At 73.7% G+C, this 18554-nt stretch carries 10 protein-coding genes; 4 read left to right on the forward strand and 6 right to left on the reverse strand.

What is annotated here, in order from left to right:
• The first annotated feature begins 419 nt into the window (after positions 1-419).
• Entirely contained in the window at positions 420-1604 is a 1185-nt protein-coding gene (locus tag WMF20_RS08910) for an MFS transporter (protein ID WP_437612383.1), read from the forward strand.
• A 104-nt stretch (positions 1605-1708) separates the two neighbouring features.
• Positions 1709-2773, forward strand: a complete 1065-nt coding sequence (locus WMF20_RS08915; RefSeq protein ID WP_437612385.1) for an ABC transporter substrate-binding protein — start codon at positions 1709-1711, stop codon at positions 2771-2773.
• Positions 2774-2786: 13 nt separating this feature from the next.
• On the opposite strand, the gene WMF20_RS08920 is transcribed toward WMF20_RS08915, so the two are convergent.
• Both WMF20_RS08920 and WMF20_RS08925 read right to left on the reverse strand, forming a co-directional pair.
• Positions 2787-4037 carry an efflux RND transporter periplasmic adaptor subunit gene (locus WMF20_RS08920; RefSeq protein WP_437612387.1) on the reverse strand — a complete coding sequence of 417 codons (1251 nt, stop codon included), beginning with the start codon at positions 4035-4037 and terminating at the stop codon, positions 2787-2789.
• The gene (locus WMF20_RS08925) at positions 4034-7240 is read right to left on the reverse strand and encodes an efflux RND transporter permease subunit (RefSeq protein ID WP_437612389.1); all 3207 of its coding nucleotides are present in this window, start codon (positions 7238-7240) and stop codon (positions 4034-4036) included. The genes WMF20_RS08920 and WMF20_RS08925 overlap by 4 nt, the downstream gene beginning before the upstream one ends.
• Before the next feature lie 126 nt (positions 7241-7366).
• On the opposite strand from WMF20_RS08925, the gene WMF20_RS08930 reads away from it, so the two are divergent.
• Positions 7367-8332 (forward strand): LysR family transcriptional regulator, encoded by a 966-nt coding sequence (locus WMF20_RS08930; RefSeq protein WP_437612391.1) that lies wholly within the window; start codon positions 7367-7369, stop codon positions 8330-8332.
• A gap of 15 nt (positions 8333-8347) precedes the next feature.
• On the opposite strand, the gene WMF20_RS08935 is transcribed toward WMF20_RS08930, so the two are convergent.
• The 3 genes from WMF20_RS08935 to WMF20_RS08945 form a co-directional block, all read right to left on the reverse strand.
• Positions 8348-8641, reverse strand: coding sequence for a hypothetical protein (locus WMF20_RS08935; protein ID WP_129573949.1), 294 nt, complete (start codon positions 8639-8641; stop codon positions 8348-8350).
• Positions 8642-8793: 152 nt separating this feature from the next.
• A complete protein-coding gene (locus WMF20_RS08940) occupies positions 8794-10923 on the reverse strand; it encodes a substrate-binding domain-containing protein (protein WP_437612393.1) in 2130 nt (709 codons plus the stop codon).
• 251 nt (positions 10924-11174) lie between these two features.
• On the reverse strand, positions 11175-11768 hold the full coding sequence (locus WMF20_RS08945) for a hypothetical protein (RefSeq protein ID WP_437612395.1): 594 nt from the start codon (positions 11766-11768) through the stop codon (positions 11175-11177).
• Between the two features lie 62 nt (positions 11769-11830).
• Between WMF20_RS08945 and WMF20_RS08950 the strand changes: the two genes are divergently transcribed.
• Positions 11831-13522, forward strand: coding sequence for a hypothetical protein (locus WMF20_RS08950; RefSeq protein ID WP_437612397.1), 1692 nt, complete (start codon positions 11831-11833; stop codon positions 13520-13522).
• A gap of 24 nt (positions 13523-13546) precedes the next feature.
• On the opposite strand, the gene WMF20_RS08955 is transcribed toward WMF20_RS08950, so the two are convergent.
• Positions 13547-18523 carry a sigma 54-interacting transcriptional regulator gene (locus tag WMF20_RS08955; protein WP_437612399.1) on the reverse strand — a complete coding sequence of 1659 codons (4977 nt, stop codon included), beginning with the start codon at positions 18521-18523 and terminating at the stop codon, positions 13547-13549.
• Positions 18524-18554: the final 31 nt, after the last annotated feature.

The raw sequence follows: 18554 nt of genomic DNA on the forward strand, positions 1-18554 counted from the left end.
AGATCCTACCGTGATCGGGCCCGGGGAGGAGCCACGAGCTGCAGAGGTCGGCAGAGCATCCGCTCCAGAGCGGCAAATCGCCCCTCTGCGACGTCGGTCACGACCGGGGCGCGGTCGCGCAGCGCGGCCAGGGCGCGATCGCAGTACTCCAGCTCGGCGAGCGCCTCGGGCGGTCCTGCTTGCGCCGGAGCAGCGGATCATCACCCGTTGCTGCCGGGGCAGCAGCGCGCGCGCGGCCGGCCTCGCCGAGCGGCGCGCGGCGGCGCGGCACGGGCGTTGCTGACGCTGACGCTGACGAGCGTGGGCACCGCGGACACGCGGCGACGGCTGCTGATCGCTGGGGCGGATCAACAGGCCTGCTTCGAGCCGTCCACGAGGTCAAGCTGCGTTCCTTCATCGACAAGAACCGCTTTCTTCTGGTGTTCGCCGCGCTGTCCTCGGTCATGGGCATCAGCGTCGGCGTCGCCAAGGTGACCACGACGCTCTACGCGATGGAGCTCAGGGCGAACGAGGCGCTGCTCGGGCTCATCGCCGGGTCGCAGAGCGTCGGGGTGCTGCTCATGAGCATCCCGATCGGGCTCCTCGTCGATCACCTCGGGCCCTCGCGGCTGTTCGTGCTGGGGAGCCTCGTGGCGGGGACCATCTACATGGCCTTGCCGGCGGTCCCGTCTCCGGTGTTCCTGCTGGTCTGCACGACGGCGATCAGCTTCTTCATGCCGCTGCGCTTCGTCTCGCTGAGCACTGTGTTCATGCAGCAGCTCGAGACGGTGGGTGAGGGCAAGGCGGGCTGGTACCGCGGCACCCATATGGTCGGCATGTTCCTGCTGGGCCCCATGCTCGCGGCCACGCTCACCAAATCCCTGGGCTTTCAGGGCACCTACTGGCTCATCGGGGCGAGCTTCCTCGTCACGGTCTTCATGTCGCCGATCGTCTTCGGTCGCTATGCGGCGCGGTCCACCCCCCGGAGGGCGCTCCGCCTCTCCGGCGTCCGGTCCGATCTCGGCCTGCTCGCGCAGGATATCGAGCTGCGCGGCGTGTGCATGATCGAGTTCGCGGCCCAGTCGGTCAACTCGTTCTTCATGTTCTTCATCATCCCGATCGGCGTCGCCGTCGCCCACCTGACGGCGGCCGAGGCCTCGGGGCTGCTCGCGTGGCAGGGCGTGACCTACATCTTCGCGCTGTTCGCGCTGGGCGGCCTGGTCGGCCGGGTGGGGCACGAGCGCATCTACCTCACCAGCCTCGTCCTTGTCCCGAGCGCGCTCCTGCTGCTCGGCCTCTCGGGCGAGCTGAACCTGCTCCGCGCCGGCGGCCTGATCCTCGGCCTCGGGCTCGGCCTCTTGCAGATCGCGAACCTCACCCGCATCGCCCGCATCGGCGCGCGCGTGGGGCGGGGGAAGGTGGCCGGCCTGCACGCCCTGGTGGGGCCGTCGGGAGGCCTGTTCGGCAGCACCGTGGGCGGCCTCGTGGGCAAGAGCCTCGGGCTCCAATCGATGTTCCTGCTCCTGTCCGTGCTCTTCGGGCTGCTCCTCGCGCTGGCGCGCAGGACGTCGAGCGCGGTGGCCGCGGTGCACCCCGCCCCGACCGAGCCGGCGGCCGCCGAGTGAGCGTGAGCCGAGAGGCATGGCGCGCGCCGTCGACGATGTCCCACGAGGAGAGGGACGATCCAGATCACGCGCCGACCCACGGCGCACACAGAGGCCTTGCACCCATGCGCGAACTCGAACCGCCTGCTCCGTTCACCGTAACCCGCCGCGCCTTCGTGGCGGCGCTCTGCGCCGCGCTCTCGCTCGCGGCCTGCTCGAAGGTCGAGCCGGGCGGCGGTCAGGGCGACAGGGCCGCGGGCGACTACGAGGTGCTGGAGCTGCGCCATCAGGGGTTCGCCGGCGTGGTCTCGGTGCCCGAGCTGGCAGAGGACCTCGGGTACCTCGCCCCGCTCAAGCTCAGCTACGTCGGCAACACGATCAGCGGGCCGCAGGACATCCAGACGGTGGTCACCGGCGACACCGATTTCGGGCAGGCGTTCAACGGCGCGGTGATCAAGCTGATCGCCGCCGGGGCGCCGCTCCGGGCGGTGGTGGGGGGCTACGGGGTCGACGCCAAGCGCTGGAGCGGCTTCTACGTGACCGAGGACAGCGCCATCCGGTCGCCGCGCGACCTCGTGGGCAAGAAGGTCGCGATGAACACGCTGGGCGCGCACCACGAGTTCATGCTGAAGGAGTACCTGTCGCGCAGCGGGCTGACGAGCGCCGAGATCGCGCAGGTCACGCTGGTGGTGCTGCCGCCCGTGAGCGCGGAGCAGGCGCTCCGGCAGAAGCAGGTCGACGTCGCGGTCCTCGGCGACATCCTGCGCGACAAGGCGCTCGAGCGCGGCGGCATCCGCGCGCTGTTCTCGGATTTCGAGCTGTTCGGCGAGTTCACCGCCGGCAGCTACGTGCTGAGGAGGCGCTTCCTCGAGGAGAGCCCGAACAGCGCCCGCAAGCTCGTGGAGGCCGTGGCGCGCGCCGTCGAGTGGGCGCGGAGCACCCCGCGCGAGGAGGTGGTGGCCCGCCTCACGCGCATCATCGAGCGACGGGGCCGCAACGAGGACGCGTCGGCGGTGAAGTACTGGACCAGCATGGGCGTCGCCGGCAAGGGGGGGCTCCTGTCGTCCAAGGAATACCAGGTCTGGATCGACTGGCTGGTGAAGGACGGCGAGCTGAAGCCGGGCCAGATCAAGGCCGAGGACCTGTATACGAACCAGCTCAACCCGTTCGCGGCGCCACCGGTCCAGTGACGGCGGCGCCCCGTCACTTGAGGACCTCGACCGCCATCCCGTCGGTCAGCTCCGCGCTCGCGAGCTTCACGATCCGCTCGCTCCCGTCGAGCCCCGTCGACACATGGATCGTCGCGCCCGTGTCGCGCTCGACCGTGATGGGCGCGAAGCGGATCTTGCTCCCGGGATCCACGACGGCAACGCGGAGCCCCTTGGCGTCGTTGTAGAGCGCCGTCGCCGGGATCTCGAGCACGCGGTGCGGCGTGGGCAGGGTCAGCGCGACCTCGGCGTACATGCCCGCGAGGAGCCGCCCGTCGGGGTTCGGCACCCGCACCTCCGTGTTCATCGTCCGCGTCGCCGCGTCGAGCGCGCCGGCCGTCCGCGCGATCGTGCCCTGGAACGGCTGCCCCGCGAACTCGCGCACCGTGACCTTCGCCGGCGCGTCGACCCGCACGCTGGGCGCCACGTCCTGCGGGACGCCCACGAAGACGCGCACCGGGTCGGTCGCCGCGATCCGGAACAGCGGCGTCCCGTTGCCCGCCGTGACCAGCGCCCCGCGGTCGATCGTCCGCGAGGTGACCGTCCCCGCGAACGGCGCGGCGATCTTCGCGAACTTCTTGAGGTCCAGGATGCGCTGGATGTTCGCCTGCTGCGCGGTGATCGCGGCCCGCGCCACGGTGACGCTCGCCTCGGCGACGTGCGCCTGGCCCTGCCGCTGCTCGAGCTCCTCCTGCGGCGCGACGCCCGCGGGGACGAGCTGCTCGTAGCGCTGCACGCTCGACCGCGACAGGTCGCGGTTCGCCTGCGCCTGCACGAGGCCGGCGTTCGCCTGCACGAGCTGGGCGCGGGCCTGCGCGAGCTCCTGATCGAGCTCGGGCGTGTCGATCTCGGCGAGGATCTGCCCCTCCTCGACCTTGTCGCCGATATCGACGCTCCACTTGCGCACGTAGCCGCTCACGCGCGGGTAGACGACCGTCTCCTCGAGGGGCTGGATGCTCCCCGGCAGGACGAGCGCCCGGTCGCTCGACACCGGCTGCGGCGAGACGACCACGACGCGCGGGGCGGCGCCCTCGGTGGCCCGCACGCTCTCCTCGAGCGCGGCGCGGGCGCTCCGGCGGGGCAGGTAGGCCGCCGCGAACGCCGCCCCGAGCGCGACGGCGAGGCCCACGCCGATGGCGAGGCCGCGCGTGCGCGTCATCGCGGCGGGCTGCGGCAGATCGAAGCCGAGATCGTCGGCGGGAGGGGCCGGAGGCGGGGTCTGGGCAGGGCGTTCGGGGGAGCTCATAGGTCCTCAGCGAGCGGGTCTCTGGCCGGAGCCTTGCTCCGGAGGACGCTGTACATCACCGGCACGAAGAAGAGCGTGCTCAGCGTGGCGACGAGCAGGCCGCCGATCACCGCGCGGCCGAGCGGGGCGTTCTGCTCGCCGCCCTCGCCGAGGCCGAGCGACATCGGCAGCATGCCGAAGATCATCGCGAGCGCGGTCATGAGCACCGGCCGGAGGCGCGTCATGCCCGCGGCGAGCGCCGCGGTGGGGGCGTCGCGGCCCAGCTTGCGCTGGTCGTTCGCGAACGTCACGACGAGGATGCTGTTCGCCGTCGCGACGCCGACGCACATGATCGAGCCCATCAGCGCGGGCACGCTCAGCGTCGTGTGCGTCACGAAGAGCATCCACGCGATGCCGGCCACCGCGCCCGGGAGCGCCATCAGGATGATGAGCGGGTCGAGCCACGACTGGAAGTTCACGACCATCAGCAGGTACACGAGCACGACCGCGAAGAGCAGCCCGTAGCCGAGGCCGGTGAACGAGGAGTCCATGCTCTCCGCCTGCCCCTTGACGGTCACCTTCGTCCCGCGCGGCAGCTCGGGCCTGAGCTCGTCGATGACGCGCGAGACCGCGCCCGCGACCGAGCCGAGGTCGGTGCCGTCGACGTTCGCCTGCACGTCGAAGGTCCGCGCGACGTTGTAGTGGGTGATGTTCGCCGGCCCGGTCGAGCGCGACAGCGACGCCACGTTCGACAGGAGCTGGGGGCGGCCGGCGCCCGTCGACAGCGGCGTCGCGTTCACGTCGTCGATCGAGCCGATCGCGTACTGGGGCGTCTGCACGGCGACGAGGTACTGCACGCCGCGCTTGTCGAGCCAGTAGGTCGGCGACGTCTGCCCGCTCGACGAGAGCGAGACGAGGACGTCGCTCGCCACGTCGCGCTGGCTGAGCCCCAGCTGGTCGGCCATGGTGCGGTCGACGTCGATGCGGAGCTGCGGCCGCGCCGGCACCTGCGCGAGGTGCACGTCCACCGCGCCGGGGATCCGCTCCATGCGATCGGCGATCCGCCGCGCGACCGCGTAGGTCTCGTCCTCCTTGCCGATCGGGCCCACGACCTGGACGTTGATGGGCGCCGCGAGGCCGAAGTTCAGGACCTGCGTCGAGATGTCGGGGGCGAGGAAGAAGAACGTCGTGTCGGGGTACGCCGCGTTCAGCCTCTCGCGGAGCTTGCGCACGTAGCCGGCGGTCGGCTTGTGGTGCTCCTCGAGCGCGATGAAGATCTGCCCGTCGGCCGACGAGATCTGCGCGCCCTCGCTCAGCGACAGGTTGATGCCGCTCGCCGGGATCCCGATGGTGTCGAGCATCGTGCGGATCTCGCCCGGCGGGATCACCTCGCGGATGGTCTCCTCGATCCGCGCGAAGCGGCGCTCGCTCTCCTCGAGGCGGGTGCCCGGCGCGCCGCGCACGTGGAGCTTGATGAGCCCGGCGTCGACGCTCGGGAAGAAGTCGCGGCCGAGGAGCGGGATCAGCGCGACCGAGGCGGCGACGAAGGCGAGGAACGCTCCGACGAACCCGGCGCGGTGCGCGAGCGCCCAGGCGAGCCACCCGCCGTAGGCTGCCCGCAGCCGGTCGAAGGCGCGGTTGAACGCGGCGAAGACGCGCCCGAACATGCTCTTCGGCTTCGACGTGGGTCGGGGATCGGCGTTCGCCGTCCCCTCCGGGTGATGCCCGTGGGCGTGCTCCGCCGCCTCGCGCTCCAGCAGGAGGCGCACGAGCGTGGGGACGAGCGTCCGCGACAGGAAGTACGACATGAGCATGGCGAAGACGACCGCCAAGGCCATGGGCACGAAGAGCGATTTGGCCGCGCCGGTGATGAACGCCACCGGCACGAAGACGATGCAGATGCAGAGCGTCGAGACGAGCGCCGGGACGGCGATCTCCTGCGCGCCGTCGACGATCGCCCGGATGAACGGCTTGCGCTGCCCGAGGTTCCTGTGGATGTTCTCGATCGCCACGGTCGCGTCGTCGACCAGGATGCCGACCGCGAGCGCCATGCCGCCGAGCGTCATCACGTTGAGCGTGTGGCCGAGGGCGTCGAGCGCGATGATCGAGACGAGGATCGAGAGCGGGATGCTGATGACGACGATGAGCGTGCTGCGCCAGCTCCCGAGGAACAAGAGGATCATGAGCGCGGTGAGCCCCGCGGCGATGAGCGCCTCGTGCACGACCCCGTCGACCGCCGCGCGGACGAACACCGACTGATCGAAGAGCAGCGAGACCTTGAGCTCCTTCGGGAGCTTCTCCAGCGTGCTCGGCAGCATCGCGTGGATGCGCGACGTGACGTCGAGCGTGCTCGCGCTCCCGTTCTTGAGGATGCTGAGGAGCACGCTGCGCTTGCCCTCGACGTGCACCATGTTCGTCTGCGGCGCGTTCCCGTCGCGGACGCTCGCGACGTCGCGGAGGTAGACGGTCCTCCCGTTCACCGTCTTGAGCGGCAGCTTGCCGAGCTCCTCGAACGCCTCGGGGCTGCTGTTCATGATGACGGGGTACTCGTTCTCCCCCATCTTCGCCGTGCCGGAGGGCAGGATGACGTTCTGCACGCCGAGGGCGGCGTTCACGTCGCGCGGCGACAGCCCCCAGGCGAAGAGGCGCTGCGGGTCGATGTCGACCATGATCTGGCGCTGCTTGCCGCCGTAGGGGTACGGGATCTGCGTGCCCCGGATCGTGGCGATGTCGGCGCGGATGAAGTTGACCGCGTAATCGAAGAGCTGCTGCTCGCTCAGCGACTCGCTCTCCAGCGCGGCCTGGAGGATGGGCACGCTGGAGGCGCTGTAACGGATGACGAGCGGCGGGCTGATGCCGGGCGGCATCATGCGGATGGCGGTCTGCGAGACCGCCGTCACCTGCGCGGTGGCGGCCTCGATGCTGGCGCCCGGCTGGAGGAAGATCTTGATGATCGAGATGCCGGTGAGCGACTGGCTCTCGATGTGCTCGATGTCGTTGACGGTGGTCGTCAGGAAGCGCTCGTAGTTGTTGACGATGCGCTTCTCCATCTCCTCGGGGGGGAGGCCGCCGTAGTTGAAGATGACGGACAGGACCGGGATGTCGATGTCGGGGAAGATGTCCGTCGGCATCCGGGTGATGGTGAACACGCCCAGGATGACGATGAGCATCGACATCACGATGAACGTGTACGTACGTTGCAGCGCGATCCGGACGAGCCACATGGGCGGCCAATTCCCGTCCCCCTCCCGGGTGCCCCGGACGGGGCCGCCGGAGGGCAGGCTCCGCATTTAGGGTGCCCCTGACGTTCGTCCAATCTATTATTTCGTATCAGACGATACCTTCAAGGTATGGACCTGCGCCACCTCCGGTACTTCACGGCCGTCGCCGAGGAGCGGCACTTCGGCCGCGCGGCGCAGCGGCTCGGCATCGCCCAGCCCCCGCTGAGCCGGCAGATCCAGGATCTCGAGTCCGAGCTCGGGTTCTCGCTCTTCGACAGGTCGCGGCGGCGCGTCGAGCTGACGCCCGCGGGCGTGGTCTTCCTGGCCCACGTGCGGCGGGTCTTCGACGCGCTCGACCTCGCGGTGCACGAGGCCAGGCGCGCGAGCGTCGGCGAGACCGGGCGCCTCGTGGTCGGGTACCTCTCGTCGCTCGCCTACAGCGGCATCACGGAGCTGGTCCGCGCCTTCCGCACCGATTTCCCGTCGGTGGAGCTCGCGCTGCGCGAGATGCCGCCGCAGGAGCAGATCGAGGCGCTCAAGGACGGGCGCATCGACGTCGGCTTCGTGAGGGCGCCGCTCAACGACCCGCGGCTCGCCTCCGAGTGCGTCCGGCGCGAGCCGCTCCTGGTCGCCCTGCCGGCGGATCACCCGCTCGCCGGGCGCAGGCGCATCTCGCTCGAGCTCCTGTCGCGCGAGCCGTTCGTCGTGTTCCCGCGCCAGCGCGGGTCGGCCTTCTTCGACCTCGTGGTGGGGCTGTGCCGCGAGGCGGGCTTCACGCCGCGCATCGTGCAGGAGGCGCTGCACCTCGACATCCTGAGCCTCGTGGCGGCGGGCTTCGGCGTCTCTATCCTGCCGGAATCCATCAAGAATATCCGGCGCGGGGGGCTCGCGCTCCGGCCGATCGTGGGCGCGCCGGTCACGGACCTCCTGCTCGCGTGGCGGGCCGACGACGCCTCGCCCACGCTCGGGCAGTTCCTCTCGTTCGTGCGGCGCGTGGGCGTCAGCAAGAGCAAGCCGAGCGCGGCGCGCCGCGCTCCCGGCGAAGGCGAGCGCGACCCGGGGGCCCACGGGGCGGGGCCGGGCGTGGAGGGGTAGAGGAGCGGCGGGGCCTCAATCGTATTGGGAGCAGCTCGTGACCTTTTGCTCGAACGAGTCGCACACTGCCAAGCACACGTCGACGGCGCGCCGGCAACAGCCGGCCTCGGTGCACTGCCCAGCGATCGCGGCGAACCCGCCGTTGCACCGGGCCACCCAGCGAGGGCAATCCTCGACGGTGTTGCACCCGATGGGCTCCTCGTCGCACTCGTCGCCTCCGCACCCGCTGGTGCTGGTGACGAGCACGCCGATGTGCATCGCGACGGCCGCGAACGCCGTCGCGGCGGACAGACGTACCAGGGTCGACATGGCTTCCTCTTCCTCCCGGGGCGCAGCGTCGTCCACCCGGCGCGATCAGGTCAACGGCAATGTGGACCCATGCAGGGCGAGGTCGGTTCAATCTCGCGCTGGCGACCCTTTCCGGGGAGCACCGGCTTTTGCCGGGCCATGTGCGCGGCGGCTCAGGCGCGGGGCATCCGCGGCGCGATGAGCGGCTGCCGCCTGCGGCGCAGCGACGAGAGCGCGCTGCCGAGGGTCGGGTAAAGCGTCATCCCCGCGAGGTCGATGCCGAGGTGGGTGAACTCCTGCGCCACCTGCGGCCGCATCCCCACGACGATGACCTCGGCGCCGAGCAGGACGGCGGCGCGGGCCGTCTTCGTCAGCGACGCCGCGACCTGCATGTCGGCGAAGGGCACGCCGGTGATATCCATCAGCAACACCTCGGCTTCCTGGCGGCTGAGCTCCGCGAGCACCACCTCGAGCACGTGGCTCGCGCGCTCCGGATCGATGGCCCCGACGAGCGGCACGAGCAGCACCCCCTCGTCGAGCGGGATGACCGGGCACCCGAGCCGGCGCACGGCGTCGGCGAGGGCGCGCTCGCGCTCGTAGGCGGCGCGCGACCGCTTCTCCTGCTCGATCAGCGATTCGATCAGCGAGGCGCGCTCGAACGCCGCGGTCAGCATCGCCACCCACATGTCCATGTCCCGGTGATCCAGCCCGAGCGGGCTGCTCACCGGAGCGCAGATGGCCAGGACGCCGCGGTCCTCGCCCTGGCTGCGGAGCGGGATGAGCCGGATGACGTGGTCGCCGTCGTACTGGACGGCCGCTGGCAGCCAGCCGCCGCGCGGGAACTCCGCCGCCGCGACGCGCGTGCCCGCCGCCGGCGCGGCGGCCTCCTGGCCGGGGCAGGAGCTCTCGACGATCCGCAGCGTCGGCCCTTCGTCTCCCGGGTCTTCCCACACGGCGAGGCAGCCCCAGCTCATCTGCACCGCGGAGAGCCAGCTCAGTTTGCTCCCGCCGTTGTCCGCGTGCTCCAGCAGCGTCTCCCGGACAACAAGGTTGATGTCGAGGAGGCTGTTCAGGTAATCGGCGCGGGCCGCCTCGATCGCCACCCGGCCCTGCATCATGTCGTGGCGCGCCCTCCGGATGTACGCCGTGACGCGCCGCTGGGCCGCGGCGTCCTCCGCGCCGCGGATCATGGACTGGCCCGCTCGTTCCAGGCGATCGATCATGGCGAGGAGCAGATCGATATGGGGCATCTGCTCCGCGGCCTCGCGCCACGCCCGCTCCAGCGCCGCCGGCGGGGGGCCGGGCTTTCCCTGGGCGGCCGCCTCGAGCCCGCGGACCACCTCCGTCACGCCGGGCCACGACTCCGCCGGCGGCGCGCTCCGGTCGGGCGCCGACGAGAAGGTCGCGAGGGCGACCAGCTCCCGGGCGAGCGCGTCGGCCTGGTCCGCGGCGCCGTCGGCCGGCGCGGGCGCCTCGCGCTCGGCCGGCGCCGGCGAGCAGCCGCAGGAGCGGCGCAGGACCAGGAGCGTCGGCGCGATGTGCCCCGCGCTCGGGACATCCCGTCCGGCGAGGCGATCGATGAGCAGCTGGGCGGCCGTCCTGCCGATCCAGTCGAACCGCTGGCGGACCGTCGTCAGGGGCGGCGAGGCGTACCTGGCCGCCTCGATGTCGTCGAAGCCGACGAGGGCGAGGTCCTCGGGGACGCGGAGGCCTGTCTCGGCGAGCGCGTCGATGATCCCGAGCGCCCCCTGGTCGGTGGCCATGAACATCGCGGTGCAGGACACGCCCGATTCGAGGAGGCGTTGCGCGGCGAACCGCCCGCCGGCCCGCTCGTTGTTCGGGAGCTCGAAGACGAGGGCGGGATCGAACGGAATCCCGCCCTCGTCGAGCGCGTCCCGGTAGGCCTGGAAGCGCTGCCGGACATCCTCATGCGCCATGTGGCCCGCGAAGGCGATCCGCCTGTGCCCGTGATCGATGAGGTGGCGCACGGCCGCCAGGGCGCCGCCGTGGTTGTCGGGCAGGACGTACGGGCAGCGCCCGTCGCTGGAGCGCGCGCTGAGGGTCACGACCGGCCGGCCGTCGTCGAGGAAGAGCTCGATGTCCGTCGGATCGATGAGGGCGATCCACCCGTCGATCTGGTCGCGCGCGAGCTCGAGCCTGTGAACGTCTCGCGGCGGCGATTTGACGGCGATCACGCGATATCCAGAGTGCCTTGCCGCCGACTGGATACCTCCAAGCACCTCGCAGAAATAGGTTCCCCAGATGTCGTGGCACGTGAGGCCGATGGCTCTATCGAGCGACATGGTGGCAGAATCCTCGGTGGTCCAGAGCTCCGGCATTCCGCCGCGTCGCTGTCATCAACAGGACCGTGTAGCACGGAACGCGCGCGTCCTGCCGCACGGTGGGAGCGTGTCAGTTCGCTAGCTCGCCGGTAAACTTTCCGGTCATCGGATCGCGGAAGGTGCCGAGTGTCGTCGCGCTGACGTACGCGAGATGACGGCGAGCGCCGGGCGAGCTCTCTTGCGCTGTGCCCGCGGCGCGCGCCGGCCGGGGCTCAGGCGCCGTGCGGCGATCGTTGCTCGGAGTCGCCCGTGAACGGGAATGCCTGCTGCTCGAGGGGCACCCGCCCCTTGCGCTTCTGCCGGCGCTGCGGCGCCTCGGGCTCGGCCGGCGCTGCTTCGATCCGCTCGGCGCAGCGCGGGCAGAGCGCCGGCGGAGCGTCGTCCGATTCCGGCGCGGCGGCGGGCGGGGGCGGCTCCGGCGCGGCGGCGGGCTGCGGGGGCGCGGGCGGCTCCGGCTCCTCCCGCTCGATCTCGGCGCGGCCGCGCGCGTGCTCGGCGGTGACCAGGGCCCGGAGGGCGCGGGCGGCGGCGCGGTGCTCGGCGGCGGCCCGGCGCAGGCGCGCCACGAGCTCGAGCGCCGCGCGCGTCGGCGCGTGGAAGCGGGCGCGCTCGCGGTGCGCGCAGCCGTCGTGCGCGCCGCCGCCGCTGCCGCAATCGATGCAGATCCGCTCGAGCGACGGCGGCCCTCCCGCGGCGGAGAACGCCTCGTCCGCCGCGGTGTCGTCGGGCGGGATCGCGTCGACGGGTTCCTCGTCGAGCGGCAGGTCTTCGACGACGACGGCGGCGGCGGCCTTGCGGGAGCGCATGCCTGTCGGCTAGCAGATGAATGAACGGATGTACAGTACGTGCGCCGTGATAGCGTGCTGCCATGATCCTTCTGCTGACGCCGTTCGCGCAGAGGAGCGCGCCGACGCGGCCAGCGCGGCGCTTCCGGGGCGCGGCCTGCCTCGCGGGGGCGGCCGCGGCCTGCCTTGCGCTCGGCTGCCAGGGCATCCTCGGCATTCACGACGTCTCGCGCGACGGCGCCGGTGGCGCCGGCGGCGGTGGCGATGGCGGCGCCACCGCGTCGGGCGAGGGCGGGGGCGGGAGCGGCGGCGGACCCGCGCAGGGCAGCGGCGGCGGGGTGCCCCAGTCCGGCTTCTCGATCGCGCTCGACCCGGCGGCCGCGCGCGTGGTGCGCGGCGGCTCGGCGGAGCTCGCGGTCACCGTCACGCGCTCGGGCGACTTCGCGGGCGACGTCGAGCTCTCGCTGTCGGATCTGCCGAGCGGGGTCACGGCGAGCCCCGTCGTGGTCCCGGGCGGCGACACCACCGGCGTGCTCACGCTGGCCGCGGAGCCGCTCGCGATCGTGGGCAGCGCCGCGCCCTCGCTCCGGGCCAGCGCGCCCGGGGAGGAGGACCAGCTGCTGCCGGTCTCGCTCCTCGTCGCCGACCCGCCGGGGACGCTCGATCAGTCGTTCGACGGCGACGGGATCGCCTCCAGCGGCACGCCTCACGAGGGGCGCGCCGTCGTCGTCCAGGACGACGGCAAGATCGTCGTCGCCGGCGTCGACGGGGACACCTGGGGGCTCGCGCGCTTCCTGCCGAGCGGCGCGCTCGATCCCGAGTTCGGCACAGGGGGCCTCGTCGTCGGGCAGGAGGGCTCGGTCAAATCGCTGGCCCTGCAGCCGGACGGGCGCATCGTGGCGGTCGGGACGCGCAGCGGCCAGCTCGCGGTCGTCCGGTTCAACGCGAGCGGCGGGCTCGACCAGGCCTTTGGCGCGAGCGGGGTCGCGACGATCGATCGCGCCTGGATCAGCGGCTCGGAGGGCTTCGACGTCGCCGTCCTGCGCGATGGCTCGATCGTCGCCGTCGGCGTCGGGAACCCGGGCAACCGCGGCATCGCCGTGAGGCTCTCTTCCACGGGCGACTTCGACCGCGGGTTCGCCGGCTCGGGCCTCTTCTCGATGGATGAGCGACCGCTGCACTCGGTCGCGATCGGCGGAGGCGATCAAATCGTCGCCGGAGGGACGGAGAGGACCGATGGCCCCACCTTCCTGGCGGCGCGGCTCGATCCCGACGGGGAGCTCGATCCGGGCTTCGGAGCTGGCGGCGTCGCCTACCTCGCGCAGACGCCGTACAACGACGCCGACCTCGCCCTCGGGAGCGACGGCAAGCCGGTCCTCGTGGGCTATGCGCTGGACGGCGTGAACGATTATGCGTTCGCGCGCTTCACCGCGGATGGCTCGGCGGACACGACGTTCGGCGGGAGCGGCATGGTGAACGCGAGCGGAGGCGGGAAGCCCTATGTGCGAGGCTACGGCGTCGCCCTCCAGGCCGACGGCAAGCTCCTCGGCGCGGTCGCGGGCGGCACCGTGAACTCGGGCATCACGGCCTCGATCCTCCGGCTCCTGCCGGACGGCACGGCGGACGCCGGGTTCGGCGCCTCGGGCGCCGTCGTGCTGGATGACTTCCCGGAGACAAACCACCTCTACGCCGTCACCGTCCAGCGCGACGGCCGCATCGTGGCCGTGGGCAAGCGATCGAGCCTGGGGCTCATGGTGGTGCGAATCTGGGATTAGCTCGCCGCGGCGCGCGCTCGGCGCTCACCCCTCCCGCAAGAGCCCGTACCGGGCGAGCTTCCGGTACAGCGTCGTCCTCGGGATCCCGAGGCTCCGCGACACCTCGCACACGTTCCAGCGGGCGAGAGCGAGCGCGGCGCGGATCCGCTCCGCCTCGGCGCCGCGGTAGTCCGCGCGCGACCGGGCCCGCGGCGCGGGCGCCGCCGCCGGCAGCTGGATGTCGGCGGGGCCGATCTCCGGGCCCGGCGCGAGCACGCACGCGCGCGAGAGGACGTTCTCGAGCTGCCTCACGTTGCCGGGCCAGCCGTACGACATGAGCCGCCGGAGCGCGCCCCGCGACAGCCGGAAGGCCGGGCGGCCCTGGCGCGCCGAGAGCTTCTCGACGATCGCCTGCGCGATCGCCGGGATGTCGTCCGGGCGCTCGCGGAGCGGCGGCAGGCGGATCTCGATGACGCTGACCCGGTAGTAGAGATCCTCGCGAAAGCGCCCCAGCGCGACCTCCTCCCGCAGATCCCGGTTCGTCGCGCAGACGACCCGCACGTCGGCGACGGGGACGCTCCGGTCCGAGCCCACCGGGCGGATCGAGCGCTCCTGGAGCGCGCGGAGCAGCTTCGCCTGCACGCCGATCGGCGTGTCCCCGAGCTCGTCGAGGAACAGCGTGCCGCCCCGCGCCGACAGGAACAGGCCGCCGTGGTCCCGGACGGCGCCGGTGAAGGCGCCCTTCACGTGGCCGAAGAGCTCCGACTCGAGCAGCGCCTCGGGCAGCGCGGCGCAGTTGACCGCCACGAACGGCCCGCCCCGCCGGGGCCCGCCCGCGTGGATGGCGCGCGCGACGAGCTCCTTGCCCGTGCCGCTCTCGCCCGTCACCGTCACCGTCACGTCGCTCTCCGCCACGCGCTCGCAGAGCGCGAGCACGGCGCGCATCGGGGCGCTCCTCCCCGCGATCTCCGGGAAGTCGCGGCGCGCGTCCGCGCGGGTCCGCTCGAGCTCGTGCGAGAGCCGCTCGATCTCGTCCGCCTGCGAGCGCATGAGCTCCGCGACCCGGCGCTGCTCCTCCTCGAGGGCCCGGGTGCGCTCCCTGAGCTCGGCCATCAGCCGGCCGTTGTGCAGCGCGACCGCGATCTGGTCCGCGAAGGCGCCGAGCAGATCCGCGTCGCCCTCCGCGAACTTGCCGCGTTGGAACCGGTTGTCGAGGTAGACGGCGCCGAGCACCGCGCCGTGCGCGCGGATCGGCACGCACACGATCGACCGGAGCCGCAGGGCGTGCACCGACGCGCTCCCGTGGAACCGCGCGTCGGCCAGCGCGTCGACCGTGAGCACCGCCTCCCCGCGCTCGACCACCCGCTTGGCGATCCCGTGGCTGAACTTGAGCTGGCTCTTGCCGACGCGCTCGCGATCGAGGTTCCGCGCGACCGCGACCTCGAGCTTGACCTTCGCTTGCCCTCCGGGGGAATCGGGGGGATTGCGCGAATCGCGTGGATCGCGTGCAGCCGACGTGAGGATCACGAACCCCCGCTCGGCGCCGGTCAGCTCGATGGCCGCGTCCATGGCGAGGCGGAGCACCTCCTCGGCGTCGAGCGTCGAGCTCAGGCGCCGGTTGATCTCGAGGAGCTTCATGACGAGCTCCATGCGGGCCGCCGGCCGCGCGGGACCGCCGCGGAGCGCGGCCCGCCGGGGGTGCCGCCAGAAGACCTCGGCGAGCTCCGCCGGGAGCGTGCTCCCGATGCGCTCCCAGCACTCGATCGCGGCCGTGCGGTGCCGCTCGGCCAGCGCCGTCGCCGCCCTCTGGCGGAGCACCTCGGCGGACACCTCCTCGTGCTTCGCGTGGAGCTCGAGCTGCGCGACCTGCGCCACGAGGCCCGCGCCCCGCTGCACCTGCTCCAGGGCCGCGCCCGGGTCGCCGAGGGCCAGCGCGAGCTCCGCGCCCGCCGTCGCGTGGCGCAGCGCGAGGTCGGCCGCGTCGATCTCCCGGAGCAGCGCCGCGGCCTCGGCCAGCCGGGCGCCGGCCGCGGCGCTGTCGCGCGCCGCGAGCGCGACCTCGGCGGCGTGGAGGGTCGCCTCGCACGCCTCGCGCTTCGAGCCGCGCGCCGCGTGGCCCGCGCGGGCCTCGTCGAGCAGCCGCGCCGCCTCGCCGAGCGCGCCGCGCGCCGCGGCGATCTCCGCGGCGAGCCCGAGCGCCGCCGCGGCGATCTCCTCGGGGACCTTCGCGCCCTCGGGCGCGCGCAGGCGCGCGAGGCCGAGCTCGGCCCGATCGAGCAGGCCGACGTCCGCGTGGATCTTGGCCAGGTTGAAGCGCAGGGTGGCCTCGGTCCGCTCCTTGGCGAAGGCGATCGCCGCCCGCAGCCCGCGCTCGTAGCAGCGCAGCGCCGCGCCCCAGTCGCCGAGCTGGTGCCGCGCCGTCCCCAGGTTCAGCGCGGCGGTCGCGAGCAGGTCCCCGAGGCCCTCGGCCTCGGCGAGGTCGAGCGCCTCCTGGAACCCGCGCGCCGCGAGGGCCGCGTCCCCGGCGCGGTAGGCGTGGAGCGCGTGGTAGCTGAGCGTGCGGGCGCGGGCGCGCGGCGAGTCCGACGCGGGCCGCAGCGCGACGGCGCGCGCGAGGCTCTGGAGGGCGCCCTCCTGGTCGCCGAGGTAGCCGAGCGCGAGGCCCAGCGTCTCGGCGAGCTCCGCCGCGGCCGAGGCGTCGCGGCCCGCCGCGAGGTCGCCGCCGCCGTCGGCCGCCGCGAGGTCGCCGCCGTCGGCCGCCGCGAGCGCGCCTTGCGCCTCGCGCCGGGCCTCGTCGTAGCGGCCGAGGCGCAGCAGGCAGCGCGCCGAGAGGCTCGCGAGCCGCCCGCCCGCGGCCCCGGGCGAGAGCGCCCGCGCGCGCCCGAGCTGCCCGAGCGCGCGCTCGACCTTGCCGAGCTTCTCGCAGCAGCGCGCGGCCCGGTACGAGAGCTCGGCGACCACGTCGCGCGGCGGCCGCGCGCGCCTCGCCCGGGCGAGCAGCGACAGCGCGCGCCTCGGATCGCCGGCCGCCTCGAGCGCGGACGCGGCGGCCACGAGCGTCCGCGGCGCCGGCTGCACCGCGCAGGCGGCGTCCGCCGCGCGCACCCAGGCGCGCGGCGCCCACTCGAACATCGGCTCGGACGCGGCGAGCGCCCGCCGCGCGGCCTCGTGGTCGCCCGCGAAGACGAGCGCCCTCGCCCGGTCCGCGGCGCGCTGGCTGCGGAGCGCCGGGGCGAGCGCCGCCTCGCCCTCACCGGCGAGGTGGGCCGCCGTCGCCGCCGCGACCTCGCGCACGACGCGCGCGTCGAGCGCGGGCAGGAGCGCCCGCGCCTGCCCGGGCTGGCCGAGGCGGAACCCCTCGCCGTCGAGCCGCGCGAGCCCCGCCGCCTCGAGCGCGTCGAGGGCCGCGCGCCCCACGCCGAGCGCCGCGGCGGCCTCGGGCCCGAGCGGATCCGCCACGGCGAGCGCGGCGAGGGCGCGCGTCTCCCCGGGGGCGAGCGCGGCCGCGCGCCGGCGAAAGAGCTCCGGCGTGGTCATCGTGGTCACGAAGCGATCGAGCTCCGCCTCGCTCAGGCTGCGCTGCCCGAGCGCGGCGCAGAGCTCCTTGAGCGCGCGCGGGCGGCCGCCGCTCGCGCGGAGGAGATCCGACACGCGCGCCGCCGTGGCCAGGGGCGCCGTCCACACCCGGACCGCCGCCTCGCCGAGCGGGCCGAGCGGGAGCTCGACGACCGCGCCGCCGCCCACGTCGAGCCGCTCGGCGGAGGCGATGAGCCAGAGGAGGGCGTCGGTCGGCGCGGCCGATCGCACGAGCGCCTCGAGCAGCGCCCGGTCGTGCGGCCGCAGCCGATCGGCGTCGTCGATGGCGAGCACGAGCGGCCGGCGCGGCGCGTCGCTCGCGAGCGGTCCGCGCGGCGCGCGCCTGCCCTCGGGCGCGCCCGGAGCGTCGCCGGGCCGCCCGCGCCCGCCCGCGAGCTCGCCGCGGGCGTCGAGCAGCGCGTCGACGCCGGCCGGGAGCGCGGCGCGGCCGAGCGCGCGGAGCAGCAGCGCGCGGAGCGGATCCTCGCCGCGGGGCGCGCCCTCGAAGACCGGCGCGCTGAGCTGCGCGCGCCACTTGAGCTCGCGGAACAGCCGCGACTTGCCGGCGCCCTCCTCGCCCGTGATCACCACGGCGCGCGGCCCGCGCTCGCCGCGGAGCAGCGCCGCGAGCGCCGCGCCGAACGCCTCGACCTCGCGCTCCCGGCCGACGATCTCGCCCGGCTCGCTCACGACGGCGGGCGCGCGCCGCGGCGCGCCGCCGGCGGAGAGGGCCTCCAGCACCTCGTCGACGCCGGAGGGCCGGCTGGCCGGGTCCTCCGCGGTGAGCCGCTCGGCGAGGCGGCGCAGGGCGGCGGGCGGCGCCCCGGCGAGGAGCGGGAACAGGGCCTCCAGGGTCCGCCCCACCGCGAAGAGATCCGAGCGCGCGCTCGGCGGGGCCCCCCGGAGGAGCTCGGGCGCGAAGAACCGCGCCGTGCCCGAGAGGTCTCCCGCCGCGGCGCGCATCCTCCGCGCCGCGCTGAGATCGATGAGCACGCCCGCGCCGTCGTCCCGCACGAGGACGTTCTCGGGCTTGAAGTCGCCGTGGACGATGCCCGCGCCGTGGAGCCACCCGAGCGCGTCGAGCGCGTCGAGCAGGACGGGCAGGGCCGCGTCGAGGGCGCGCCCCCGCGCGTGCTCGGCGAGCGTCCGGCCCCGGATGAGCTCCGTCGTGGCGTACGTGAGCGGCGCGCCGCCGCACGTCGTCCGGGCGAAGTCGTACGCGCGCGGCAGCCGCGGGTGAGCGCACGCCGAGAGCAGCGAGAACTCCCGCCGGAACGCCTCGGTCGCGCCCGCGGAGTCGAAGCGCAGCGCCTTCAGCGCGACGTCGCGCTCGAAGAGCCGATCGCGCGCCTCGACCACCGACCCGAGCCCGCCGCGCCCGAGCGCGCGCACGACGTCGTAGCGGCCGTCGACCACCGCGCCTGGCGCAAGGCCGTCCTGTACCATCGGTACACTATGGTACAGAATGGTACAAAGA

Origin of the sequence: Sorangium sp. So ce834 (assembly GCF_051521425.1) — a bacterium.
Lineage (GTDB): Bacteria > Myxococcota_A > Polyangia > Polyangiales > Polyangiaceae > Sorangium > Sorangium cellulosum_D.

Excerpts from the sequence above, each read along its gene's own strand:
- WMF20_RS08915 (WP_437612385.1), top strand. The coding sequence starts at position 1,709 with ATGCGCGAACTCGAACCGCCTGCTCCGTTCACCGTAACCCGCCGCGCC.
- WMF20_RS08920 (WP_437612387.1), bottom strand. The coding sequence starts at position 4,037 with ATGAGCTCCCCCGAACGCCCTGCCCAGACCCCGCCTCCGGCCCCTCCC.
- WMF20_RS08925 (WP_437612389.1), bottom strand. The coding sequence starts at position 7,240 with ATGTGGCTCGTCCGGATCGCGCTGCAACGTACGTACACGTTCATCGTG.
- WMF20_RS08930 (WP_437612391.1), top strand. The coding sequence starts at position 7,367 with ATGGACCTGCGCCACCTCCGGTACTTCACGGCCGTCGCCGAGGAGCGG.
- WMF20_RS08935 (WP_129573949.1), bottom strand. The coding sequence starts at position 8,641 with ATGTCGACCCTGGTACGTCTGTCCGCCGCGACGGCGTTCGCGGCCGTC.
- WMF20_RS08940 (WP_437612393.1), bottom strand. The coding sequence starts at position 10,923 with ATGTCGCTCGATAGAGCCATCGGCCTCACGTGCCACGACATCTGGGGA.
- WMF20_RS08945 (WP_437612395.1), bottom strand. The coding sequence starts at position 11,768 with ATGCGCTCCCGCAAGGCCGCCGCCGCCGTCGTCGTCGAAGACCTGCCG.
- WMF20_RS08950 (WP_437612397.1), top strand. The coding sequence starts at position 11,831 with ATGATCCTTCTGCTGACGCCGTTCGCGCAGAGGAGCGCGCCGACGCGG.
- WMF20_RS08955 (WP_437612399.1), bottom strand. The coding sequence starts at position 18,523 with ATGGTACAGGACGGCCTTGCGCCAGGCGCGGTGGTCGACGGCCGCTAC.